Here is a 20,671-nt window from a genome sequence, read left to right as displayed (position 1 = left end):
GTGTGTCCGGTTGCAGTGGCGCCGATCATGACGCGGTATCCGGTCTCCCGAGCGGGTGCCGCCGCTGTTCTCGCCTGCCACTCGGCCCGCGCCTCCTTCACCCACGCTGTCTCATGCGGCATCGACCGGCAGAAGTATCCCAACCCCGCCAGAGCCTTCCGGTGCGAGCAGGGGTCCTTCTCCAGCAGGATCGGTCTGATCCGTGCTGCGGCTGACTCGACCAGTTCCTCGGGCGGCAGTTCCTGCCGGAACCGGGCCTCGCCGTTTGCCAGAACGGTCACCGAGAACTTTGCGCCGGCCAGGGCGACCAGGACATCCCAGTCGGAAGCCATCGAGTGCGCCTCCACCCGGCGGGCGCGTACTACGAATGCCTCCAGGTGGGCGCGGTGCCGCGCCGCTCCTCCTGTCGCGTCGGGCCGTCCGCTTGTCACCGTGGTCCTCCAGCGGCTGTACCGCCGGGCCCCTCGCCGCGCGGTGATAGCCAGCATGACGCGGCAGTCCCGCCGGCAACAATGCCGTTTCCACAGCAGCCGATCACGCGAAGGTACCGCGTCAGCGGGTTCTGGGCGCGCTGCGCGGCCGGGGTGCTGGCTACTTCGGACTTATCGGCATCGCACCCCAGGGCCTACACGCACCTCAGTACGATGCCGGGGTCTGGATACAGCGACATTGCACTGGAGTGCGTGTAGCCCCGGAGATCTTGGGCTGCTCCCCCATGGGCTGCGTGGTGGCCAAGGGGGTCTGTGAGGCGGGCCAGCCGCGCGCAGAGCGCCCGTACGAGGAGGCGCGGTGCTGGGCAGCGGGCGGTGCCCCCAGCGGCGCGTACAGGTCCATCAGTTTCACGAAGGACGACTTCGGCAAGGGCGCCGCTGCCGGCGCCTGGACCAGGCGCCGGCAGCGGAGGACGCTGAAAGCGCACCGTCCACACCGCACCACCAGGAGGCCGCCATGGGCTGGGTGGACCCGCAATACGCGCACCTGCTGCGCGAGGACGGCCGCTACGGCCGCGTGATCAACATGACACTCCAACTTCCGCGAGCGCGAACGGCAGCACGAGGGCCAAGAGGACGCCGTACCCAGGTGCGGCTCGTGCCAGGAAGGGCAGAGAGGACATCGATGAGGCGGGCAAGGACGTGGTCGAAGTGTCGTAACGTCCACGTGCCCGGATTCGCCGTCCGCGGGAGCGGCTTCACGCTCTGATGCCACTTCGGCGGCATGGCGGCTGTCTGCTTCGTCGCCCCTCGCCCGACCCGCGCCGCTGCGGAGCCTCAGGGCCGCAAGGCCGGAACCGCACGGTTCGACGGCTGCGAAGGCGACCACAGCTGACGGACAAAGGTCATTTTGGCGTCGCTGTTGCGGCAGGTTCAGGTCATGTCGTGTTCTGCGGGCCTGTGGGCCGGGCGGAGGCGGCTGAATGAGGGGCAAGCCGATGTCGGCGGCAGGGGGTTGTCATGGCCGTTGGTGCAGCGGGCGGATGTGCGCTCCGGTTCACCGTGCTCGGGCCGGTCGGGGTGTGGCGAGGCGGGGAGCGGCTGGATGCCGGTTCGCCGCAGCAGCGGGCGTTGCTGGCCGTGCTGTTGCTGCGGGGCGGGCGGGTAGCCTCGGTAGCCGAACTGGTCGACGCACTATGGGGCGAAGACCCGCCGGCGACCGCGGTGGCCGCATTGCGGACGTATGCGTTCCGGATACGCAAGGCGCTGGGGCCGGATGCGGACGTCCTGGTGAGCGAATCCGGCGGCTACGCACTCCGCGTGGAAGATGAGAACACCGATCTGGGCACTGCCGAACGGCTCGCACGCGAAGCCGAACAGGCGCAGCGCTGCGGTGGGATCGGCCGCGCCCGGGAGCTGCTGCGTCAGGCTCTGGGACTGTGGTCCGGCGACCCCCTGGCCGGTGTGCCCGGTCCGTACTGCGCGATGCTGCGGACCCGTCTGGAAGAACAGCGCCTCGCTCTCCTTGAGCGCCGACTCGCCCTTGACCTGGAGAGCGGCCTTCATGCGCAGGTGGTCGCGGAATTGACCACGCTGACGGCGACGTACCCGTTGCGCGAACGGCTGCGGGAGCTGCTGATGCTGGCGCTCTACCGTGGTGGGCGCCAGGGCGAGGCGCTGGCCGTCTACGCCGATACCCGTCGGCTGCTGGCGGAGGAACTCGGGGCTGATCCCAGCCGCGATCTGTCCGAGCTGCACCAGCGCATCCTGCGGGCTGACCCGGGCCTGGCCGCGCTGCCGGACGGGCCGCGGGACGTACCGGATGCCGTGGTCAGGCCGGCGCAACTGCCTGCGGACCTGCCTGACGTCACCGGGCACAAGACCGTGGTCGAAGAACTGCGCAAGCGCCTTGTCGCAACAGACGGGCAAGGGGTGGTGGTGTCGGCGGTCTCCGGCGTCGGAGGGGTCGGCAAGACGACACTGGCCGTGCACGTCGCGCACAGCGTCCGGCCGCAGTTTCCCGACGGTCAGCTGTATGTGGATCTGCAGGGAGCCGGGTCCGGCCCAGCCATGCCCGAGGCCGTGCTCGGCGCCTTCCTGCGAGTCCTGGGCACACCCAGCGCAGCTCTGCCCCAAGGCGTGGCGGAACGCGCGGCTCTCTACCGCTCGGTGCTCGCCGGCCGACGCGTCCTGGTTCTGCTGGACAACGCCCGCGACGCCGCCCAGGTCAGGCCCTTGCTGCCGGGGACGCCGGGCTGCGCCGTCCTGATCACCAGCCGCACCCGGATGACCGGCCTGGCCGGCGCGCACCTGGTCGACCTGGACGTCATGCCCCCGCAGGACGCCCTGACCCTGTTCGCCCGCATCACCGGCGCGGAGGACGAGGCAGCCCTCGAAGTGGTGGCGGCTTGCGGGTACCTGCCCCTGGCGATCCGTGTCGCCGCCTCCCGGCTGGCTGCGCGCCGCAGCTGGACCGTCACCGACCTGGCCCGCAAACTCGCCGACGAAGGGCACCGGCTGCGCGAACTGCGGGCAGGCGACATCGCGGTCACCGCCACCTTCGAACTGGGCTACCGCCAGCTCACCGCCGCTCAAGCCCGTGCGTTCCGTCTGCTGGGCCTTCCCGACGGCCCGGACATCTCGCTCAGTGCCGCCGCTGCAGTCCTCGGTTCGAACACCACGGACAGTAGGGAACTGCTGGAAACTTTGGTGGACACCTCGCTGCTGCAGTCGCCCGCCCCGGACCGCTATCGCCTTCACGACCTTGTGCGTCTGTACGCGCGGGCCTGCGCCGAACGCGACGAGACACCCGAGCAGCAGGAAGCGGCACGATCGCGGCTGCTGGACTTCTACCTGGCCACCACCGCACACGTCTACATGCTCGTGCGGCCTGGCGACCCCATACTCGACCACATTGAACCCACCCGATGGCCCGGTCTGCAATTTCACCACTCCGAGCCCGCTCTGCAGTGGCTGTTCACCGAAGCCAAAGCTCTCCTGGCCTGCGCCGCTGCCTCAACCCACGGCCCAGCACTGCGCCGCGCCGCCGACCTCATGCTCGTCGCTAAGGACCTGGCCGAGACCGGCTCGGACGCTCAGCAGTACGCGCAGGTGAACGCCCGACTCCTGACCGCAGCCCAGCAGGTGGGTGATGCCCGGACCGCAGGCCGCCTGCACTGTCTCATGATTAACATCCACCTCTTGGTCGGCCGCTTCCAGGAATCGGAAAACGCAGCCCGGGCCGCCTGGGAACACCAACTCCACTGCTCCGACCTCATGCTTACTGCGCAGACCCTGAACGACAGGGGCATCCTCGCGAGCGTGCAAGGCCGCCACAGCGAAGCGGAAACGTGCCTTCACCAGGCGCTTGACGCCTTCCGCCGTTACGGCAACCAGAACGGCGTCGCGAGCGTGCTCGCCAACCTATCCCGCCTTTACCTGGACACCGGCCGTGTCGCCGACGCGGTGGCTTTGGCAGAGCGGGCCCTGGCCACCTACCGGACCATCGGCGCGACGCTGCGGCTGACCGTCGGCCACTACAGTCTGGCACTGGCTCTGGCACAGGCCGGCCGCACAGACGACGCGCTGGATCATCTGTCCCAGGCGCTGCCCATCTTCCAGCATTACCGGCATCGCTTCTGGGAGACGATGACCTACTGGCGGATGGCCCAAGTCCACCTCGCCGCAGGACGGCCGACCCAGGCGGTGGGCCTCGCCGAACAGGCCCTCGCTGCTTCGCGCGACACCGGCAACAACTGGGTCCGCGCCAACTCCCTCAGCGCTCTGGGACACGCACTGCAGCACATCAAACACCCCGACCGGGCTCGTGCTCGCGCCTGTTGGCAAGAGGCATTGACAATCTACGAACAGCTGGGTGCCCCCGAAGTCGCCGACGTACGGGCATGGCTCACCGGCGATCCCGGCGTTCCAGCCGGCAGTCAGCCGACCAGCTCAGCGCAACATTGACCCGGCGCACCGGACCGGCGCCGTATGCGCCTGGATGCCGTGCTCCTCATCACCCGCATCTCCGTCGGCCTGCGGACTTAACGCCTATCTAATCTAACGTCGACGTCATGCACCGCTTGCCCAGTGGCCCGCCCGGCTGCACAGGCGCCCGCCGACGGCCGTGCCACGTGGCGGGCCACCCCAAACAAGGGCAGGGCGCGCACCCAGCGCTGCACGTCGACGACAACCTGGACAGCGGAACCCATACCGGGCACCGGGGAGGTCATGACAGTTCCCCGGGGCCCGTTGTGTGTCCGTCGCCGGGTCAGCTCTCGTGGTCGTCCGGGTCGGTAAACCGGTTGACGACGTCGGCGTCGGTCATCAGGACCGCCTGCGTCTCGTGGGTGCTGTTGTGTTGGACGACGTGGCAGCGGCCCGGGCGCGGGTCCTGCTTCTTCGGGGCAGGGCCGGCCATCGGGGCCAGGCGCCGCCAGGTGTCGGCCGTGAACCGCGCCAGGATGACCGTGGCGAACAGCTCGTGGGCAGCCGCGACATCCCGCCGAGGGCGGCGGTGTGGGGCCGTCCGTCGAAGATGACGTGGACGCGGGCCGCGCGTCCTGCCCAGAGGAATTCCTCAAGCGCGGTGATGGCCGGGGACGTCTTCGGGTCGTCCTTGTGCCGGAAGGTCTCCCAGTAGCGGGCGAGCTGGCGCAGCGTGGTGTTGGCCTCGTCGATGGCGACGATCAGGCGCGGTACGTCGTCCAGGTCGCCGTTGAGGTCGAGGCGGCGTTCCAGTTCGGTGGCGAGGCGGATTAGGACGTCGTGGAGGCCGGCGATGTTGCCGCGGTGGGTCACCGTCGGCAGGGCCTTCGCATGCAGGTGGGAGATCGCTTGGGGTCGAGGACCAGGGCGTGGGCGCCCTGGTGGAGGAACTGGGCGGTCAGGGAGCGCAGCATCGTGGTGCTGCCGCCGCTGGCGGTGGCCGTTGCTTCAGGGTTTGCCCGGTCAGAGGAGCTTTCCGCCAGCCCTGTTCGATGTGCGCCTCTCCGCCTTCCTGACCGCCAGGTTGGCCAGGACGACAAGCAATGCAGCCAGCAATGCCGGGAGCCATGGGTGCTGTACCCGCAATCCGGGAGTGAAGTATTCGGTGAACAAGACGGCGAGGAATGTCGTCGCCACGGAAAGCGCGGCCTCCGTCGCCTTCTTGGTTCGCGGTGCGAGGCTGGTGAGCCGAAGCCCCAAACGCAGCGGGTAGATGAACAGCGCTGCCAGGGCGTTGCACGGCAGGAACAGCGCCACGCCCCACAACAGGGTCCCGATCCCGTCGGCTTCCACCAGGTGGAGCGACGCGGCGGCGACGGCAAGGAGACCGAGCAGCACAGCCGCGAGAACAGCAGTGACGACCCCAAGGATCAGACCGGTCATACCGAAAGCGGCCAGGGCCCTCTCCCACGGGGAGAGAGACGCCCAGGGGCTTTCATCGTCGGGCTGATGGCTGTCGTCCATCGTCCACGCCTTCCTGCGCCCAGATAGCTGTCGGCGGCATCCCGGTGGAGACGGGGTGCCGCCCACAGACTATTGCTGATCACAACGGTCGGCCCGCACGCGGGAGGCGAGGCCACATACGTCGTATGTGGTCGGTCACAGCGAATCGGCGACCTTGATCAGTTTTTACAGATCGCAACGCAACCCTTGCCGGACAGATAGTCCTGGAGAGACCCCTAGAGGCTGTCCCGTAAATCACCAGGGACGTGCAGGTTGAGCTGCTCGTTTGCTTGTCATCCGGTGAGGGTCAGGTTGTGCAGGCGGGCGATGCCGAGCATGGCGTGGTGGGCGCCGTGGCCTCTGAGGCGGCAGTCGCGCAGGATCTTCCAGCTCTTCATGTGAGCGAAGGCGTGCTCGACGCGGGCACGGACCTTGCGGTGGGAGGCGTTGTGCTCTTCCTTCCAGGCGGGCAGTTCTTCGTCCTTGCGCCGGCGGTAGTGCGGGATGGTCAAGCCGGTACCGCGGTAGCCGCCGTCTGCGATCACCATGGGGGTGGTGCCGACGGCAGCCTTCGCGCCGGAGTCCTCCCAGGCCCGGCAGTCGTTGCGGTTGTCGGGCAGCGGCTTGCCGACGGCGACGACCAGGCAGGAGTCGGCGTCGATGACGACCTGATGGTTAGTGGAGTAACGGTAGTTCTTGCTGGAGGCGGCCACGGCCCGGTCGCGGGTGGGGACCAGCGTGCCGTCCACGATGAGCACGGTGTTCTTGCGGAACCGCCGCCGGGGTTGGAGGGCGAGAGCCGGTCCGAGGTGGCCGACGATCCGGTCGGCCGCGGACTTGGAGATGCCGAAGAGCGGGGCGAGTTGGCGCAGGGTGAGGTTGGTGCGCCAGTACGCGGCCACCAGCAGCACCCGGTCCTCAAGCGGCAACGACCACGGCCGGCCCTTGCGGACCGGATCGGCGCCCTCGCGCCGCAACGCGGTGATCAGCTTGTTGAACTGCCGTGGGCTCAGCCCGGTGAACGGACCTATCCACGAGGGATCCGACGCCTTGATCACACCAGCCACGGCAAGATCGTCTCACCTCTGACCGGCAGTTACGGGACAGCCTCTAGGATCACTTGCCGGAAGTTTGGATACGCGCAATAAGGCCGACTACAAGTCCTACAGCTACGGCCGCACTGACTGCGACCAGGAAGGAGTCACCGTTCTTGTCGAGAACTTGGTCCAAGTTTATGCTGACGACGACCGCTAGCAAGACGGGCATCTTCTGCTTGTCGGTCAAGGCCGACGCGTCCTTCTTGGTCGCGTATACCCCGCCACCTGCAGCGAGAATTGCGCCCACCCCCGTCACCACTCCGGCCTGCATGTCAAGGTCCGTGGCGAGGTGGCAAAGCAGTCGTTCGGAGAGGACGATGCGATCCTCTACCAGGTAACGCCCAAGTACGCGGACGCCACCAGCACGATTCCCGTGAGAGTTACGATGAGCGCCAAAATCGAGCGGGAGGACGGATCGGTGGGTCAGTTGTTCCCCGATGTCTACATCCCCAACACCCAGGGCAACGGGCAGTTCAACCTCGGCAAGATCGTCGAGCTGCCCCACCTCACCCAGCATCATGCCGCCCCGGCGTGAGCATCTTGACCGTCCGGGTGATCGCGACGCCGTCCAGCACCCCGTGCGCCCGGGTGCCACCGGCCTCCAGGCGGCCGACGACAAACAGCTCACGGTGGCGCCGGCGCAGCGGAAGCGGAACCTGATCGCCTGCCGAGGCCGACGGCGCTGCGGCCGCGTGGCCGCTGCGGATCAGCAACGACGATGACGGCTGCGGGCTGAACGACCTCGGCGCGGCCCTCGCCGCCGGGCAGCCACACGGCATCCCTGTGGAGGAAGGGGTTGGGTTCGAGACTGCCGTGATGTTTTTTCCCGATCACCCGGACGAAGGCGTCGGCACGCTGGCCCGGGTCCGGATCCGTACTGTCGAGGCCCGGAAGGTGCGGACGTCATCTTCGGCGCGCGGAACGGCCGATGGGCCTGTGGGCCGAGGCCGGAGAGAACCTCTGCCGGATCGTGGTGCTGCTGGGCCCGGATGCCCCGCCGGCGGATGGGCCGGAGGACTGCCGGCGGTGCCCCGGCTGCTATCGGCCCGTCTACGAAAGCTCCTCCTCTCACACCCTCATCAGCCCGGTTTCCGTGTTCGGTCTGTGCAGGCCGTGCGCTTCAGGTGCCACCCTGCGCTCGCTGCGCCAGGACGACGTGCCCGTCTCCCCGCAGCAGCGCACCGTACTGGAGACCGTGGCCGCCGCCACGGCACAACAGCCGTCCAGACGCCTGCGTGCCGGTGAAGCAGCAGTGTCAGTGGCAGTGTCTAAGGTGACGGCGTGGAAACACATAGCGGGGTGGGTGGGAGGCGTAGCCGGTGTTGCCGCGCTCGTGTACGCCCACCCGGCCAACAGACACGCCGGTAAGGCCAACGACATAGCCACGGAGGCGAACGCGAAGAGCGACGAGTCGAATCGCATCGCCGGAGAGGCGAACCAACTCGCGGAGGAAGCCAACGTCTGCGCCCAGAGAAGCGATGCCCGCAGCACCGAGCGGGATGATGTCCGCTGGGAAGGCGACTGGACCGCTCCTACGCGGTACGAGTGGTCAAGAAGGGTGAGACCGCAGCGCATGACGTGGCCGCCACGGTGACCGTCGATGACGAGGAACGGACCATCCGCACGCCGGTCGTGGCCGCCGACGGCGAGGTCCTGGCCTTCGACTTCCCCGACGCGGCCCTCGTCCTTGCTGAAGAACGGCGCCGCTTCGCACAGGCGCGTCGCGAGGATGAAAGAAGCCGAGGCATAGCGGCCATGCTGCCGCGCGCTGACCCCATCAGGTCGGGGGCTTCCATGCCCACTTCATCAGCGAACGCGTCGACTGGGCGGCTCCGCACGGCACGCACGAAGTGCACGATGCCACCTTCAACATGAGCACGTACGAAGTGCACGATGTCGCCTTCACCATGAGCACACTCGGATCGCACGATTAGCACAAGGGTTCTCTGACCCTCTCGACCGCTGCTGCGGGCAACGTGTCGCTCACGCGGCTCCGGGAGTTGGGCAGGCATGGACGACGCCACCAGCACGACCGGCACCACCGTGCCCGCCCCAGCCATCGAGCAGCTGCCGACTCGCATGAAAGTGACCTGCGTTTTTCAACCCATGTTTCGAGCATCTCGTACTCGCTGCGCCACACGGCCCGACATATACGCATGTCAGGGGCCCCACCGTCAGAACACCGCGATGAGAGACCCACGGACGCTGAGCCGCGAATCGGCACCCGGCCCCGCCGGAGATTGGTCGGTGGTCCTGCCTTTCCGCGGGGTTGGTAGACCGGGCGGTCGAGAACCGCACAGCGATCACGGCGGGAGAAGCCGGAGGGGCGGTGCGGCCGGTTCGGTCCCGCGTCACAGAAGCCGGGCGACAGCCCAGGTCCGAGCGCGGTCCTGCGCGTCGAAGAGGTCGGTGTGGGTGATCATGACTTCGGTGGCCCCGGCGTCGAAGTAGCGGCGCAGACCGGCAGTGACGGTGTCCTCGTCGCCGGCGATCAGCAGGTCCGCCGCGCTCGACAGCCCCTCGGCCGCGATGACCTTCTGGTAGGACGGGATGCTGTCGTAGAAGTCGAGGGCGGCCGAGACGCGGTCGCGGGCAGCTGCGGCGTCGTCGGTGACCACCGCGGGCACCCCGGCCACGATCTGCGGGGCCGGCCGCCCGGCCGCGGCGGCGGCTTCGGTGACGGCCGGCACGATCTGTTCGGCGAGGGTACGAGGCCCGGCGAGGAACGGAATCGTTCCCTCGGCCAGCTCGCCCGCGGCCGCGAGGGCCCGCGGCCCCATCGCAGCCACCAGCACCGGGACCGCCGGGGAAGCCCCGGCCACGGCCGTCGAGCCGACCGGACGCGACGCCAGCGTCTCCCCCACGAAGGCGGCGTCGTCGCCGTCCAGCAGCGGGCGCAGCGCGGTGAGGTACTCGCGCAGGTGCTGGATCTGCGGCGGATACGGCAGGCCGAACTGCGGCTGGAGAACAGTGCGCGCGCCGAGTCCGACGCCGAGCCGGAAGCGCCCTGCGGCAGCCGCCTGCGCCGTCTTCGCCGCAGCCGCGAGCAGCAGCGGATGACGAGGATACATCGGCACGACCGAGGTACCTACGCAGACCCTGGGTTCCGCCCGGCCCACCAGCCCGGCGAGCTGGGGCGCGTCGTAATCCGCCGCCTGCCCGAACCACACGGTGCGCACCCCGGCGTCGGCCACCTCGTGCGCGAACTCCACCGCCCGGTCCACAAGGTTGGTCATGCCGGGTTCCTGCGCGAACGTGCCTCCCAGAAACACTCCGACCCTCATTCCGGCAGTGTCCATCACGAGCTCCTTCGTGTTCCGCTTCCCATGACTCGCGTCCTCTTCACCGCTGCGGCCTCCGTCGACCCGCAGCACCACGGTGATTACAGGTTCTGCAATCACCGTACAGTTTGATTGCAGTTTCTGTAGTCACTACTCTGCGTGTCATGGGACGATGGCCGGGCGGCACGCAGGAACGACTGCAGGAAGCCGCGATCGAGTTGTTCACCGAACGCGGCTACGAACGCACGACCGTCGCCGAGATCGCGACGCGAGCCGGCCTGACCGAGCGCACCTTCTACAACCACTTCGCCGACAAACGCGAGGTGCTCTTCCCCGAGCAGGACTCGTACATCGCCACGGTCCGCGAAGCGGTGGGCGCGGCACCCGCCAAGCAGTCCCCGCTCGACGCGGTCAGCGCGGCATTCATCGCCGAAAGTGACTGGTTCGACCAGCGCCGGGAGGCCGCACAGCGCCGCAGGCACCTTCTCGACGCACATACCGATCTGCGAGAACGCGAATGGGCGAAACTGGCAGCCCTTGGTGAGGCGATCACCGCCGCGCTGCGCACACGGGGCATCCCCGACCCGGCGGCCACGCTGACCGCCGCGGTCTCCGTCACCGCATACCAGCTCGCCGCAGCCCGGTGGCTGGCCGACCCGCAGTACCGCACGCTCGGGCATCACCTGCACACGAGCTTCGAGGATCTGCACCGCACCGCACGCAGCTGGTAACGCCACATCCATACCGGTTGTGACCGTCGGCGACCTCAACCGCCGGACAGCCAGTACCGGACGCTTCATTCCCCGGGGTGTTGTCGCCCAGGGGGTGCGGAGAGGTCGCCGGTGGCCAGGACGCGGTCGGCGACGGCGGTGGGCCCAGACGCCCAGAACCCCTTCGGCTGCGAACCCGCCATACTCATAGCTGCCGGTGAACCACTCACCCGCCGGTTCCTGCAACGCCCCGGCCAGAAACCGGCGAACCCGCCTGCTTCGCCGGGCGGTCACATGGATGGCGGGGAGACGAGTCCGGCCGCCGCCGCCCGCGAACTCCAGGAGGAGACCGGCGTCACGGCCCCGGCCACCGATCTGCCGCAGAGGGGCGCCTACGACGCCATCGGCCGCGATGCCCGCGGCCGATACGCCACGGTCGCCTCCACGGCCACCCTGCCCTCACCTGTTACCGACTCGCATGAAAGTAACCTGCGGTTTCGCAATCCATGTCCGGCCATCTCGCACTCACTGCGCCACACGACCCGTCATATACGCATGTCAGCGCTCGCGCGTCGTGTCGGCATGGGCGGAGGGGGCAGCCAGTCCAGCCAGGGCCAGAACGGCGAGCGAAGCTGCCAGTATGCGCGCGAGCGCGGCGCGCAGAGTTGACATCACGGTTGAGTCCTTCGGCAGGGGTGTGCTGGACAAGCGGCCGTGCCTCCAGCGGCGGCACGCATACGGGTGGTTCAGGTAAGACCTCGGCTCGACAGACGGCCTGTCGGCGGGTCCTTGCCGAGCAGAGATCACTGTGGAGACGAACGAGGACGATGAAGGGGATCGCCCCATAAAGGACCAGTCCCCCAGCGGACATCCCTGAGCCTGCCGTGCCGATCTAACGGACATCTAATGTCGGCACTAACGCCCTCCCGCCTCGGCTTCCCCGGTCGCACGGCCTGCCTCCGGCGCCCTGAAGAGAGACCGGATCCGGCGGAGAAGACCGACAATGAGGAGTGCCAACGCCGCACCCTGGCCGCATTCCTCGGTGGGCTGGGCTCAGCCACCGGACTCACCCTGACGAGATCAGGCCCACGGCCTCAGAGCGGGTCGGAGGACGCTGAAGGAGGACTGGCGGCCGCCGCGTGCCAAGGGTGGCGGCCGCCGTCGGCGCGCCGCACCAGTGAGTTGGGAAAGACGGTCATGGGGCACCTGCTGTCGTGACGATGTAGCCGGACCCATAGCCCCGTTCGGGATGCGGTGGCCGAACGCGGCGAGGATCATGCCCAAAGCGGCGTGCATGACCTGCGAGGCGGCGTTGTAGCGGCGCGCCGCGCCAGCGGCCCCGGGGTTCCGGGGCCAGGGAGAGCCCTGCGCTCTTCAGGTCGAACCGCACTCGCTCGGTGAGTTGTTCCGGGCGGAGATCTGCGTCGGTGCTCATGCCCGTACTCCCAGGCCTCCGCGATGTCGGTGAGGTAGTGGCCCTCGATCTCGCCGTCGAACGCGGCGAACACGTCGTAGCGGACGGTGGCCAGCCGTTCGATCACGATGAGGCCCTCGGGCCGGCGCACCACGGCGTACCGTCCGGGCGGGCGTCTCGCTGTCCGCACCGAACCGGTCGTACGCCGCTCCAAGCACTCTTCGTACTCATGGACGAAGGCCTCCCGCCGGGCGAGGTAGTCGGGCCCGGGCGGGACCAGCTCGCGCTGCACCGGCATCACCCCGGCAGAGAGGCCCGGCTCGTAGACGTCATCTCATTTGGTGGCTTCGGTAGGCTGTCGGCGTGGTGGGGATCGTTGAGCGGCTGGTGCCGGATGAGTTGTGGGAGCTGTTCCAGCGTGTGGTGCCGGAGGCGCCGTCGCGGCCGCAGGGCGGTGGGCGGCGCCGGCACGGTGACCGGGAGGTGCTGGCAGCGATCGTGTTCGTAGCCACGTCGGGCTGTACGTGGCAGCAGTTGCCTTCCGCCTCCTTCGGGCCGTCCGGGGCCACAGCCCACCGGCGTTTTGCGGAGTGGACGAAGGCGCGGGTATGGGCCGGGCTCCATCGCCCGGTCCCCGATGAGCTGGGCTGTCGTGGTGAGCTGGACTGGTCCCGCTGTGCGATCGACTCGGTGAACCTGCGGGCCCTGAAAAGGGGGACCTGACAGGCCCGAATCCTGTGGACCGGGGCAAGTTCGGCTCGAAGATCCATTCGCTCACCGAGCGGACCGGTCTGCCCCTGTCCGTCGGTATTTCCGCGGCCAACCTGCATGACAGCCAAGCCCTGATTCCCCTGGTCAAGGGCATACCGCCGATCCGCTCCCGCCGTGGGCCCCGGCGACGCAGGCCGGGCAAGCTCCACGGTGACAAGGGCTACGACTACGACCACCTGCGGCGATGGTTACGCCGACGAGGTATCACCCACCGCATCGCCCGGAAAGGCATCGAGACCTCAAAGCGACTCGGCCGCCACCGCTGGACCATTGAACGCACCCATGTCCTGGCTCGCCGGCTGCCGCCGCCTCCATCGACGCTATGAACGCAAAGCCGCACACTTCCTCGCCTTCACCAGCATCGCCTGCACCCTCATCTGCTACCGCAGAATCGCCAAATGAGATGACGTCTTAGCCTGGACGATTTCGTCGAGGCCCTGCACGAGGTGCCGCGAAGTCGCCGGTGTACCCGCACGGCGACCTCGCGGTGCGCACCTGAGCCCGTCGCGCGGCCCCCGACCATCCCTTCCCCGACGGCGACCGCGCCTTCACCGCCTACTGGCGGCACCTAGCCAACGAGGACCGCACCCACCCCGCCCCCTGCTCCGTCCGTCATGCCCAAGGACGCAGGAAGACGATCATGCCCACCGCCGCGCCCACCGAACCGGTCCCAGACGGACAGTGCGCCGCCACCGTACGTATCCCGTCGCCCCGAACCTGGGCTGCGCACCGGCTATGTCACAGCGCAGTGCGGTGGTCAGCTATGAACATCCATCTGTTGCGCGTTCCGGAGCAGCCGCCGCCTCTTCATCGTCTACTCCTACGGCGCCCACGTCCGGTTGCCGGTTGCCACCTGGCCTATTCCGAACGCCCGCCAGCGGGGAACCATGTGGCCGGCTGGCGTCACGCCTTGCGCCTCCTGTACTGCGCCTGCCCCAAGGCGTCGGATCAGGCGGGGCTCTGGCAGGCCACGCCCCGAGGACGGGCCGACCTGCGGGCGCCCGGTGAGCACTGTCACACCGGGCGCGTCCGCTCGGCGCACAACCATTCGATGGCCTCGCCGGTCACATACCTGTTCGTCCACGGGGCCGTACCGGGCTTGCCTCACCGTCGGCCGTCAGTCCGGCTCCCCAAGAAAGGTTTCAATGAAGCTCCACCGTGTCCTGGCGACTGCAGTTGTCACGGCCGTCATCAGCCCCCTGACCCTGCTCGCGGCCCCCGCCGCGTCTGCGACGGACCAGGTGCCGACGCCCAGTGCCACGCCCTCCGCGTCGGCCCCGGCCACCTCCTCGTCAACCGGCGCCGACGGCACCCACGGCGGTGACAGCGCTGCCGGCGACATGCGCAGCGGGGAGGCCGCCGCAAAGCGGCCGGCCGCTGAGCCGACGCCCACTGCCTCGGGGGCGGCGAAGCCGAGCACCACGCCGTCCCCCACCGAAACCGGTTCCACCTCCTGCTTTCCGATCTTCGATGCAGACCGCGGCAAGACGGGGCTGGCCGGTCTCCCGAGCAAGATCGTCGCCAATTCCGGCTGGCATGAGTTCACCTACCGCGTCACCAACGTCTCCAGGATTGCGGTGAGGGCGACCGACATCTCCCTCTCCCTGGGCACCGCCGACCCGAAACTCAGCGATATCGCCGAACTGGACGTCACGGTGCAGTGGTTCAACCCGAAGACACACGCCTGGAAGCCCATCGAAGGCGAGGGCGCCAAGTTCCAGGACAGCGACGATTTCGCCACCATCAAGCGGCTGGAGCCGGGCGAATACGCGGACGCCAAGCTGCGCATCAAGGCCGGCGGCAAGGCCAAGGCCGGCACGGGGTACTTCTTCACCATCGGGTACTCCTACGGCGAGGACGACCGGTGCGGCTTCGACAACATCAGCCAGTTCGACTTCACCGTCCTCTCCCCGCACAGCAAGCCCGGCCCGGTCGACGATGCCCAGGGCAAGCCCGTGGACGGCAAGGGCAGGTCGGAAAAGCCGGGCACCGCCGGGAACCAGACGGCGTCGCACGGCGGCCATGACGAGCTCCCGGTCAGCGGCACGCTCGCGGAAACCGGCTCCTCGGACAGGCTGCCCACCCTTGCCGCCATCGGGGGCGCCGCCGTCCTCGCCGGTGCCGGGGCCGTCGTCATCGCACGTCGCCGCAGGACCGGCTCCCAGGCGTAAGGATCCGTGCATCCTGCGTCCGCTTCCACGTGGGCTACTCCCACTGCTACAGCGGTAGCGGGCGGTGTCACTGAGGCACTGGGCTCCGCCAACGAAGGCCCCGGGCGCCGGTGCCCCGGGGCCCCACCGATGCAATGGCCTTTTGCCCTGCACCAGGAGGGTTACGGTGACGCGATGGCCTGGGCCCACCTGCACATCGACCTGGGCGTCGGCGGCCGCGTCGGCTCCTGGACAGCCGGAACCCAGCGGGGCAGCGCCGACGGCGGTCCACGGCGGACGGTGCTGGGACACGGCGCCAGGACCGGGGCGGGCTGGCCGGGGCGGCAAGGCGGGACAGACTGCCGATCCCCAGCGCCGCGATCCCGCAGGCGCTGGGGATCGGCGCCGCGCAAAAGACTGCCAAGCGCGCCGGGCGTCCCGCAGAACGCTTCACCGACAGGGAGCCGGTGGCACCCATACCCCTGCCGCGACGAAAGCCGCCCTACCCCTGTGCTGTGAGGCGCTTGTAGAGCGAGTGGGGGTGAAAGCCCCGGCACGGAAACTCTTCGCAGCCAATGTTCCGCTGGTGCGGTCGATTACCTGGCGTCCGGGTCAGAGACCCATTTCAGGATGTCGTGCCAACGGGAGTGGGGGATGTCCAAGGCTGCCGGGTCGATGACTCGCATCTGCTCGGCCAGACGCTGACCGGCTTCCCCTGCGCTCGCAAGGCTGATGTCTTCGTTCACTTCCTCGTCGTAGTTCGGACGCTCGTCCTCCAGCAGGTAAAGGAAGTGGGCGAAGGAGGCCAGGTCCTTGTTGAGCGGGTAGACCTCGTCTTCGTCCTGGGGGAGGCACAAGACGGTACCGGTGGCGACGTCGAGGGCGATGTCGTCATACGGGACCATGCCAATCAGAACCCAGTCCGCCGCGTTGCCGGGAAGGTTCCCCCAGCGGGCGTTCAGGTCGTCATAGCACGCGCCCACCTTCTTGAGCTTCAGGTCGGACCTGTCGATCAGGTCGAACCACGGGTTGGCGCGGACCGGGAGCCCCACCTCACGCAGGAAACACCGGCTGGGCTCATGCCCTAGGTCACCCAGTTCCTCCTCCGGGAGGGTGACTATCTCGTCTGCATTGAACTGGCTCTCCAGCATTGCCCTGTCGGTGGTCGTCATACGAGGCCGGCTCCTTTTCGCACATCACGGCAGCGGTGGGGCCGACCAGCCTTGCGGCCGCAACCGCGGCAAGGACGACGCCGACTACCTCTTCGCCAAGGCGCCGGCGAGTTTCCCTGCGAGGCTGTAGGCGTAGGAGGCCAGAGTATCGGCGTGCTCCCGGGCGTGGCCGGTGAGGTGGTCGCCGGTCGGGTCAGCGGCGGCGAAGAGCAGGGAGCAGGCCGGTGCTCAGGGCCTGGTGCCGGGTGTGGCGGAAGTCGGCACGCTCCCGGCCAAGGGCCTGTTCGAGCCGGCTGATCGGCGCGGCCGGTGGCGGGCAGGGTGAACAGGGCCGTTTCCAGCCGACTCCCACGCGCGGGCAGTGCGCGGCGGTTTCAGGGGAAGAGCGCCTGATAACTGATGATATGCGCGCCGCCCCGGTTGAAGCGCATGGGCGCCTGTTCGTTACGTTCGTCGCCACCGATCCGCTGTGGTGGCGCCGGGGCTGTGGTGAGGCGGTCATTCACAAGGCACTGTACGAAGGTGCCCGGACCACCGGGCTGGCCTGCGCCACCCTTCACGCGACCGGCGCCAGGCCCCGGGTCTACCTCCTGACCTGCTGCCACGGCGAAGTCGGCTCTCGTCAGGCCAGACTGACGAGAGCCGCTGCCGCCTTGTACGTCCGCCGCCCGGGCCTGACCGGCAGCTGGACCCACGTTCTGGCCCCAGGAGCGCGCAGTCGGCCGTAGACGTCTGACTGAGAGAACCGTTTCTGGGGGTCAAAAGATCGGCGGGCGGCCGACGCGTGTCAATCGTCCGACGATGCGCCAGCTCATGGGCGATCGTGTGCCGGGGTCCGTGCGCAGGCCTTCTCGGAAGCCAAAGGCCGTGCCTCGCCAGGCGTCCCGGCTCCGTACGCGCCATGCCGTCAGTGCGGCCCAGGTCACGAGGTTGGCGGGGATCAGCAGGGTGGGGAGGATGCGGCGGGCGAGCCACACCCGATTACGGGCGGTCAGCCGGTAGAACTCGGTGTGGCGAGCCGGATGGGTTCACCGATGTGGTCCGGTACCGGATCCGCGCCGCCGACGGGGCGGTGGGGGCCGATCTGTCCGGCGGGCTGGACTCTTCGGCGGCCGTTGTGCTCGCGACCGCTGCCGGGCCCGTGCACGCGGTCACGTATACCGATGGCTACACCAGCGTCGAGGACCGGACCTTCGCCGCCCGCGTCGCCGAGCACACGTCGAGCACACCGTCGCCGCCGGGTCCGACGAGCAGTTGCCGTTCTCCTTCCCGGCCGGGCAGCCCACCGGGAGCGAGCCGGTCTGGAGGCGGCGATGTATGCCATGGACGCCGCGTACCTGCGCCCGGTACGCGGTCTGCCGCTGCACCTGACGGGGCACGGCGGCGACATTGTGCTGGACGCCACCAGCGCTTGCTGGGTCCGCCTCCTGCAGGACGGTCGCCGACGCGAGGCCCACCGCCAAGCCGTGGCGTACGCCCGGCTGCGCACCACCGCGCCGGGCCCGTACTGGAAGGTGCTGGAGAACGCCGCAGCCCTCGGCCGGGCCGGCTCCCTCGAACGTGCCGCCAAGGTGCTGGAGCGCGGGCCGTTCACGCTACGGTCCGCCGCCTTTGGCTGGTCCTGGTGTCGCCTGGGTGCCGGGGCGTCCTGGCTGACCGGCTCCGGCCGCCACCAGGTCGCCCTGCAGCTGCGGCAGGACGCCGGTGACCAGCAGCCGCAGTAGGCGGACGAGTTCGACCAGTAGGCCGCCTTGCGGTCCGTCGGCGCCTCGGCCCGCGGCTGGACGCCGTACGGGGATGCGCTGGGCGTGCGAGCGGTGTATCCGTACCTGGACAACCAGGTCGTCCGCGCGGCGTTCGCCACGCCGGGCCCTCGCCCGGCGCGGACTGGTGGCCTACAAACCGCTGCTGCGGGCCGCGCTGCCGCATCTGCCGGCCTGGCTCACCGCCCGCCGCTCGAAAGGGTCGTTCACCGCCCAGCGCATCGCCGCTCTGGCCCGCCACCACGACCGGCTCGACGCCCTCATGGCCTCCAGTGCGCCCGTGACCAGCGGGCTCATCGACCCCGCTGCCGTCCGCGCAGCTCTCTGGCAGGCGGCCCGGGGCAGAGCGCCACGGCGATCGCCGACCTGCACCAGCTGCTGGTGACGTGCTGGTGGCTGACCGGCCACAGCGCCCCGCTGGAGGCGGCATGCTGACCCCGGTCGGCCAGGATGCCGAATCAAGCAGTGACCCAATACGGACGGTTGGCCAGACATTCGAGAGCTGCAACAAGGGCGGCTAACGGCCACAAGGCCAAGACCACTCCCCACAAGAGCGAACATACGAGAGCGAGGTCCGCGGGCGCAGTCGCATCGATGTGCGGGTTGGTCTTTCGCGCCATTCGCAGAAAATCTTTAGCGGAAAAACCCCACAATGCTAAAAAGGCGGCGCCGGCGACTCCGTACGCCATTAGGCCTGCCAAAATGACCATCTGGCTGTGAACCACCGGCCCCCTCGGTCTGCGTCGCTGGACGGGCTCAGTTTGGGGACGACAGCCCTCGTCATCTGCCCGAGGCTTCCTCAACCCTCACCACGTTGCCAGGCCGCCCCCGCCTGCCCTCATCCGGCCGACAGTGTTCGCCGGTCGCCAAGCGCGCCGCGGCTCAGGCCTGGAAACGCCGCTCCACACGACATCGACCATCGCAGATGGACTCGTCGGTGCCCCGTCTCTGACTACGAGGCTTTCGGCCTGTCAGGAAGCCGCTTGGGCGCGCTCTTGTTGCGACGAGTGCTCAGCACGACCTCGAGCGCAGCCCCCGCCATTGACGAAGGCCAGCAGGAAGTCACCGTGCAGGGCATCGGTCTGATGCGCACAGCGCCACCAGCAGGAGGCACCCAGCTCGACGCTCCACACACTGCTGACCAGCCCAGCCGAACACCTCATCCCGAAACAGCCATCCCCTCCCCCACCCACCCCGAACCAACCAGAAACACGGGACACCCAGCCACAACACACCATCTACCGGCCGATCACCCACTCCTCACAGCGAGGCCCTGCGCAGTGATTAGCGATACGAGACAGCTGCCAACCAGTACCACCGACGCTCACCACCACCGACACCCACCAAGAGGCCGTACGTGGGCCAGTCAGCCTTCGCACATAGGCTTGCCGAGGTGGGCTGCCGTTTCAGCGGCGTCCGCATGCGTCATGACAGTGACGACCGCTGTTAGGGCGATCATCAGACCGGCGATGACGACACACACGGTTGAAAGGCTGCTGCGCCACCGCGCGTCCGGTTCGCCTCCGCGGCGCCGCGCACCGCGGAGGAGCACGATGTGCGCGGCCACCGCCAGCACGGCGGCGGCCAGGCCGCCGTAGGCCAAGGCGAAATGGGTCCACGGCACGGCGATGTACCGGCAGGCGGCGGACTGGTGATGGACATGCTGTGTGGATACGACCAGCGTCGCGACGAAACAGGTGACGGCTGCGACGGTGAATATCGGCACGCCCAGGAACGCGGCGCGCCGACGCCTCAGCGGGTCCCGTGGTCGCTCCTGGGCACGGGGGGTGGTTTCGGCCACGGGATCAGTACCAATCTGGATGCGGACGGACGATGCGGACCTTCTGCTGGCCTTCGGCCTTTTCCGTGTTGGGCAGGCGTCCGTCGAGGCTGACGTTGCGATACGGGTCGCTGTGCTGGGTGTACTTGATCTCGCCGTCCGGCATGACGCCGGTGACGATGGCGGCGTGGCGGGTGTTCCCCTTCTCGATGTCGTCGTTGTCGCCGGCCTGCTGTCACCGACCTGCTGCAGCACATGATCGCGCAGTGCGACGATCTGCTCGCGGGCGTGCAGCTTGTCCGGGTCCTCGCCAGGCATGGGCGCGCCCTCGGGCAGGCCGTCCGTGCCGACGCGCAGGTTGTGGCGCTGTGCGAGTTCGTTGATCTCGCGCGCCGAGCTCAGCGCGGTTTCCATGCTGTCGGCCACGGCCTCGCAGAGCATCTTGCCGCCGAGCAGGATGTCGTAGGCGGACTCCAGCTGGTCGGCCAGTTGCTCGAAGTCCTTCGCAGCCTTCTGCCCCACCTCGTCGCTCCAGTGCTCCGCCAGCGGCTTGGTGCCGTTGTCCCGGATGTCCTGGGCGGCGCGCAGAGCATGCTTGGCCAGCGTCACCCATTCTTCGGCGGCCTTGCGCCACTTCTCGGGCCGGGCGTTGATGACGGCCTCTTAGTCCAC

15 protein-coding genes and 4 pseudogenes are annotated in these 20,671 nt (G+C 68.7%); 11 read left to right on the top strand and 8 right to left on the bottom strand.

Going from position 1 to position 20,671, the window contains the following annotated elements; genetic code table 11:
• Positions 1-332: pseudogene (locus tag CP973_RS20995) on the bottom strand (hypothetical protein); the annotation flags it as partial.
• Between the two features lie 1,119 nt (positions 333-1,451).
• Here CP973_RS20995 and CP973_RS20990 point away from each other — a divergent pair.
• The gene (locus CP973_RS20990; protein ID WP_150242899.1) at positions 1,452-4,397 is read left to right on the top strand and encodes an AfsR/SARP family transcriptional regulator; all 2,946 of its coding nucleotides are present in this window, start codon (positions 1,452-1,454) and stop codon (positions 4,395-4,397) included.
• Between the two features lie 360 nt (positions 4,398-4,757).
• Here CP973_RS20990 and CP973_RS20985 read toward each other — a convergent pair whose 3' ends face one another.
• From CP973_RS20985 to CP973_RS40080, 4 genes are all read right to left on the bottom strand, one after another.
• Positions 4,758-5,231 (bottom strand): hypothetical protein, encoded by a 474-nt coding sequence (locus CP973_RS20985; RefSeq protein ID WP_150242897.1) that lies wholly within the window; start codon positions 5,229-5,231, stop codon positions 4,758-4,760.
• A gap of 150 nt (positions 5,232-5,381) precedes the next feature.
• Positions 5,382-5,882, bottom strand: coding sequence for a hypothetical protein (locus CP973_RS20980; RefSeq protein ID WP_244409665.1), 501 nt, complete (start codon positions 5,880-5,882; stop codon positions 5,382-5,384).
• A 272-nt stretch (positions 5,883-6,154) separates the two neighbouring features.
• Positions 6,155-6,928, bottom strand: a complete 774-nt coding sequence (locus CP973_RS20975; protein WP_150242895.1) for a transposase — start codon at positions 6,926-6,928, stop codon at positions 6,155-6,157.
• Positions 6,929-6,977: 49 nt separating this feature from the next.
• Complete coding sequence (locus CP973_RS40080; protein WP_167538402.1) at positions 6,978-7,145, bottom strand: hypothetical protein; 168 nt, start codon at positions 7,143-7,145, stop codon at positions 6,978-6,980.
• 198 nt (positions 7,146-7,343) lie between these two features.
• On the opposite strand from CP973_RS40080, the gene CP973_RS40075 reads away from it, so the two are divergent.
• Together CP973_RS40075 and CP973_RS20965 are read left to right on the top strand one after the other, a co-directional pair.
• Entirely contained in the window at positions 7,344-7,493 is a 150-nt protein-coding gene (locus tag CP973_RS40075; protein WP_167538401.1) for a hypothetical protein, read from the top strand.
• Between the two features lie 1,010 nt (positions 7,494-8,503).
• Positions 8,504-8,833: a hypothetical protein gene (locus tag CP973_RS20965; protein WP_150242893.1), complete on the top strand. Its 330-nt coding sequence runs from the start codon at positions 8,504-8,506 to the stop codon at positions 8,831-8,833.
• A 476-nt stretch (positions 8,834-9,309) separates the two neighbouring features.
• Here CP973_RS20965 and CP973_RS20960 read toward each other — a convergent pair whose 3' ends face one another.
• A complete protein-coding gene (locus CP973_RS20960; RefSeq protein ID WP_208853266.1) occupies positions 9,310-10,242 on the bottom strand; it encodes a TIGR03564 family F420-dependent LLM class oxidoreductase in 933 nt (310 codons plus the stop codon).
• 161 nt (positions 10,243-10,403) lie between these two features.
• On the opposite strand from CP973_RS20960, the gene CP973_RS20955 reads away from it, so the two are divergent.
• From CP973_RS20955 to CP973_RS20940, 4 genes and pseudogenes are all read left to right on the top strand, one after another.
• Positions 10,404-10,970 carry a TetR/AcrR family transcriptional regulator gene (locus CP973_RS20955; RefSeq protein WP_150242891.1) on the top strand — a complete coding sequence of 189 codons (567 nt, stop codon included), beginning with the start codon at positions 10,404-10,406 and terminating at the stop codon, positions 10,968-10,970.
• A gap of 111 nt (positions 10,971-11,081) precedes the next feature.
• Complete coding sequence (locus tag CP973_RS20950; protein ID WP_341874833.1) at positions 11,082-11,618, top strand: NUDIX domain-containing protein; 537 nt, start codon at positions 11,082-11,084, stop codon at positions 11,616-11,618.
• A gap of 1,108 nt (positions 11,619-12,726) precedes the next feature.
• Positions 12,727-13,536: pseudogene (locus CP973_RS20945) on the top strand (IS5 family transposase).
• Positions 13,537-14,279: 743 nt separating this feature from the next.
• Positions 14,280-15,305, top strand: a complete 1,026-nt coding sequence (locus CP973_RS20940) for an LAETG motif-containing sortase-dependent surface protein (protein WP_167538400.1) — start codon at positions 14,280-14,282, stop codon at positions 15,303-15,305.
• A gap of 575 nt (positions 15,306-15,880) precedes the next feature.
• On the opposite strand, the gene CP973_RS20935 is transcribed toward CP973_RS20940, so the two are convergent.
• The gene (locus CP973_RS20935) at positions 15,881-16,456 is read right to left on the bottom strand and encodes an SUKH-4 family immunity protein (protein WP_150242887.1); all 576 of its coding nucleotides are present in this window, start codon (positions 16,454-16,456) and stop codon (positions 15,881-15,883) included.
• Between the two features lie 410 nt (positions 16,457-16,866).
• Here CP973_RS20935 and CP973_RS40965 point away from each other — a divergent pair.
• The 4 genes and pseudogenes from CP973_RS40965 to CP973_RS20920 form a co-directional block, all read left to right on the top strand.
• Positions 16,867-17,043, top strand: a pseudogene (locus CP973_RS40965) (GNAT family N-acetyltransferase); the annotation flags it as partial.
• Between the two features lie 314 nt (positions 17,044-17,357).
• Positions 17,358-17,621 (top strand): annotated as a pseudogene (locus CP973_RS41800) (asparagine synthase-related protein); the annotation flags it as partial.
• A 148-nt stretch (positions 17,622-17,769) separates the two neighbouring features.
• Entirely contained in the window at positions 17,770-18,180 is a 411-nt protein-coding gene (locus CP973_RS40955) for a hypothetical protein (protein ID WP_244409659.1), read from the top strand.
• A gap of 166 nt (positions 18,181-18,346) precedes the next feature.
• The gene (locus CP973_RS20920; protein WP_150242885.1) at positions 18,347-18,604 is read left to right on the top strand and encodes a hypothetical protein; all 258 of its coding nucleotides are present in this window, start codon (positions 18,347-18,349) and stop codon (positions 18,602-18,604) included.
• 981 nt (positions 18,605-19,585) lie between these two features.
• Here the strand turns inward: CP973_RS20920 and CP973_RS20910 are convergent.
• The gene (locus CP973_RS20910; RefSeq protein WP_150242881.1) at positions 19,586-20,608 is read right to left on the bottom strand and encodes a hypothetical protein; all 1,023 of its coding nucleotides are present in this window, start codon (positions 20,606-20,608) and stop codon (positions 19,586-19,588) included.
• Between the last annotated feature and the right edge of the window lie 63 nt (positions 20,609-20,671).

This window comes from Streptomyces albofaciens JCM 4342 (assembly GCF_008634025.1).
Classification (GTDB): Bacteria; Actinomycetota; Actinomycetes; order Streptomycetales; family Streptomycetaceae; genus Streptomyces; species Streptomyces albofaciens.
The sequence above is the reverse complement of the archived record's forward strand: the minus strand, read 5'-3'. Positions and strand labels throughout refer to the sequence as shown.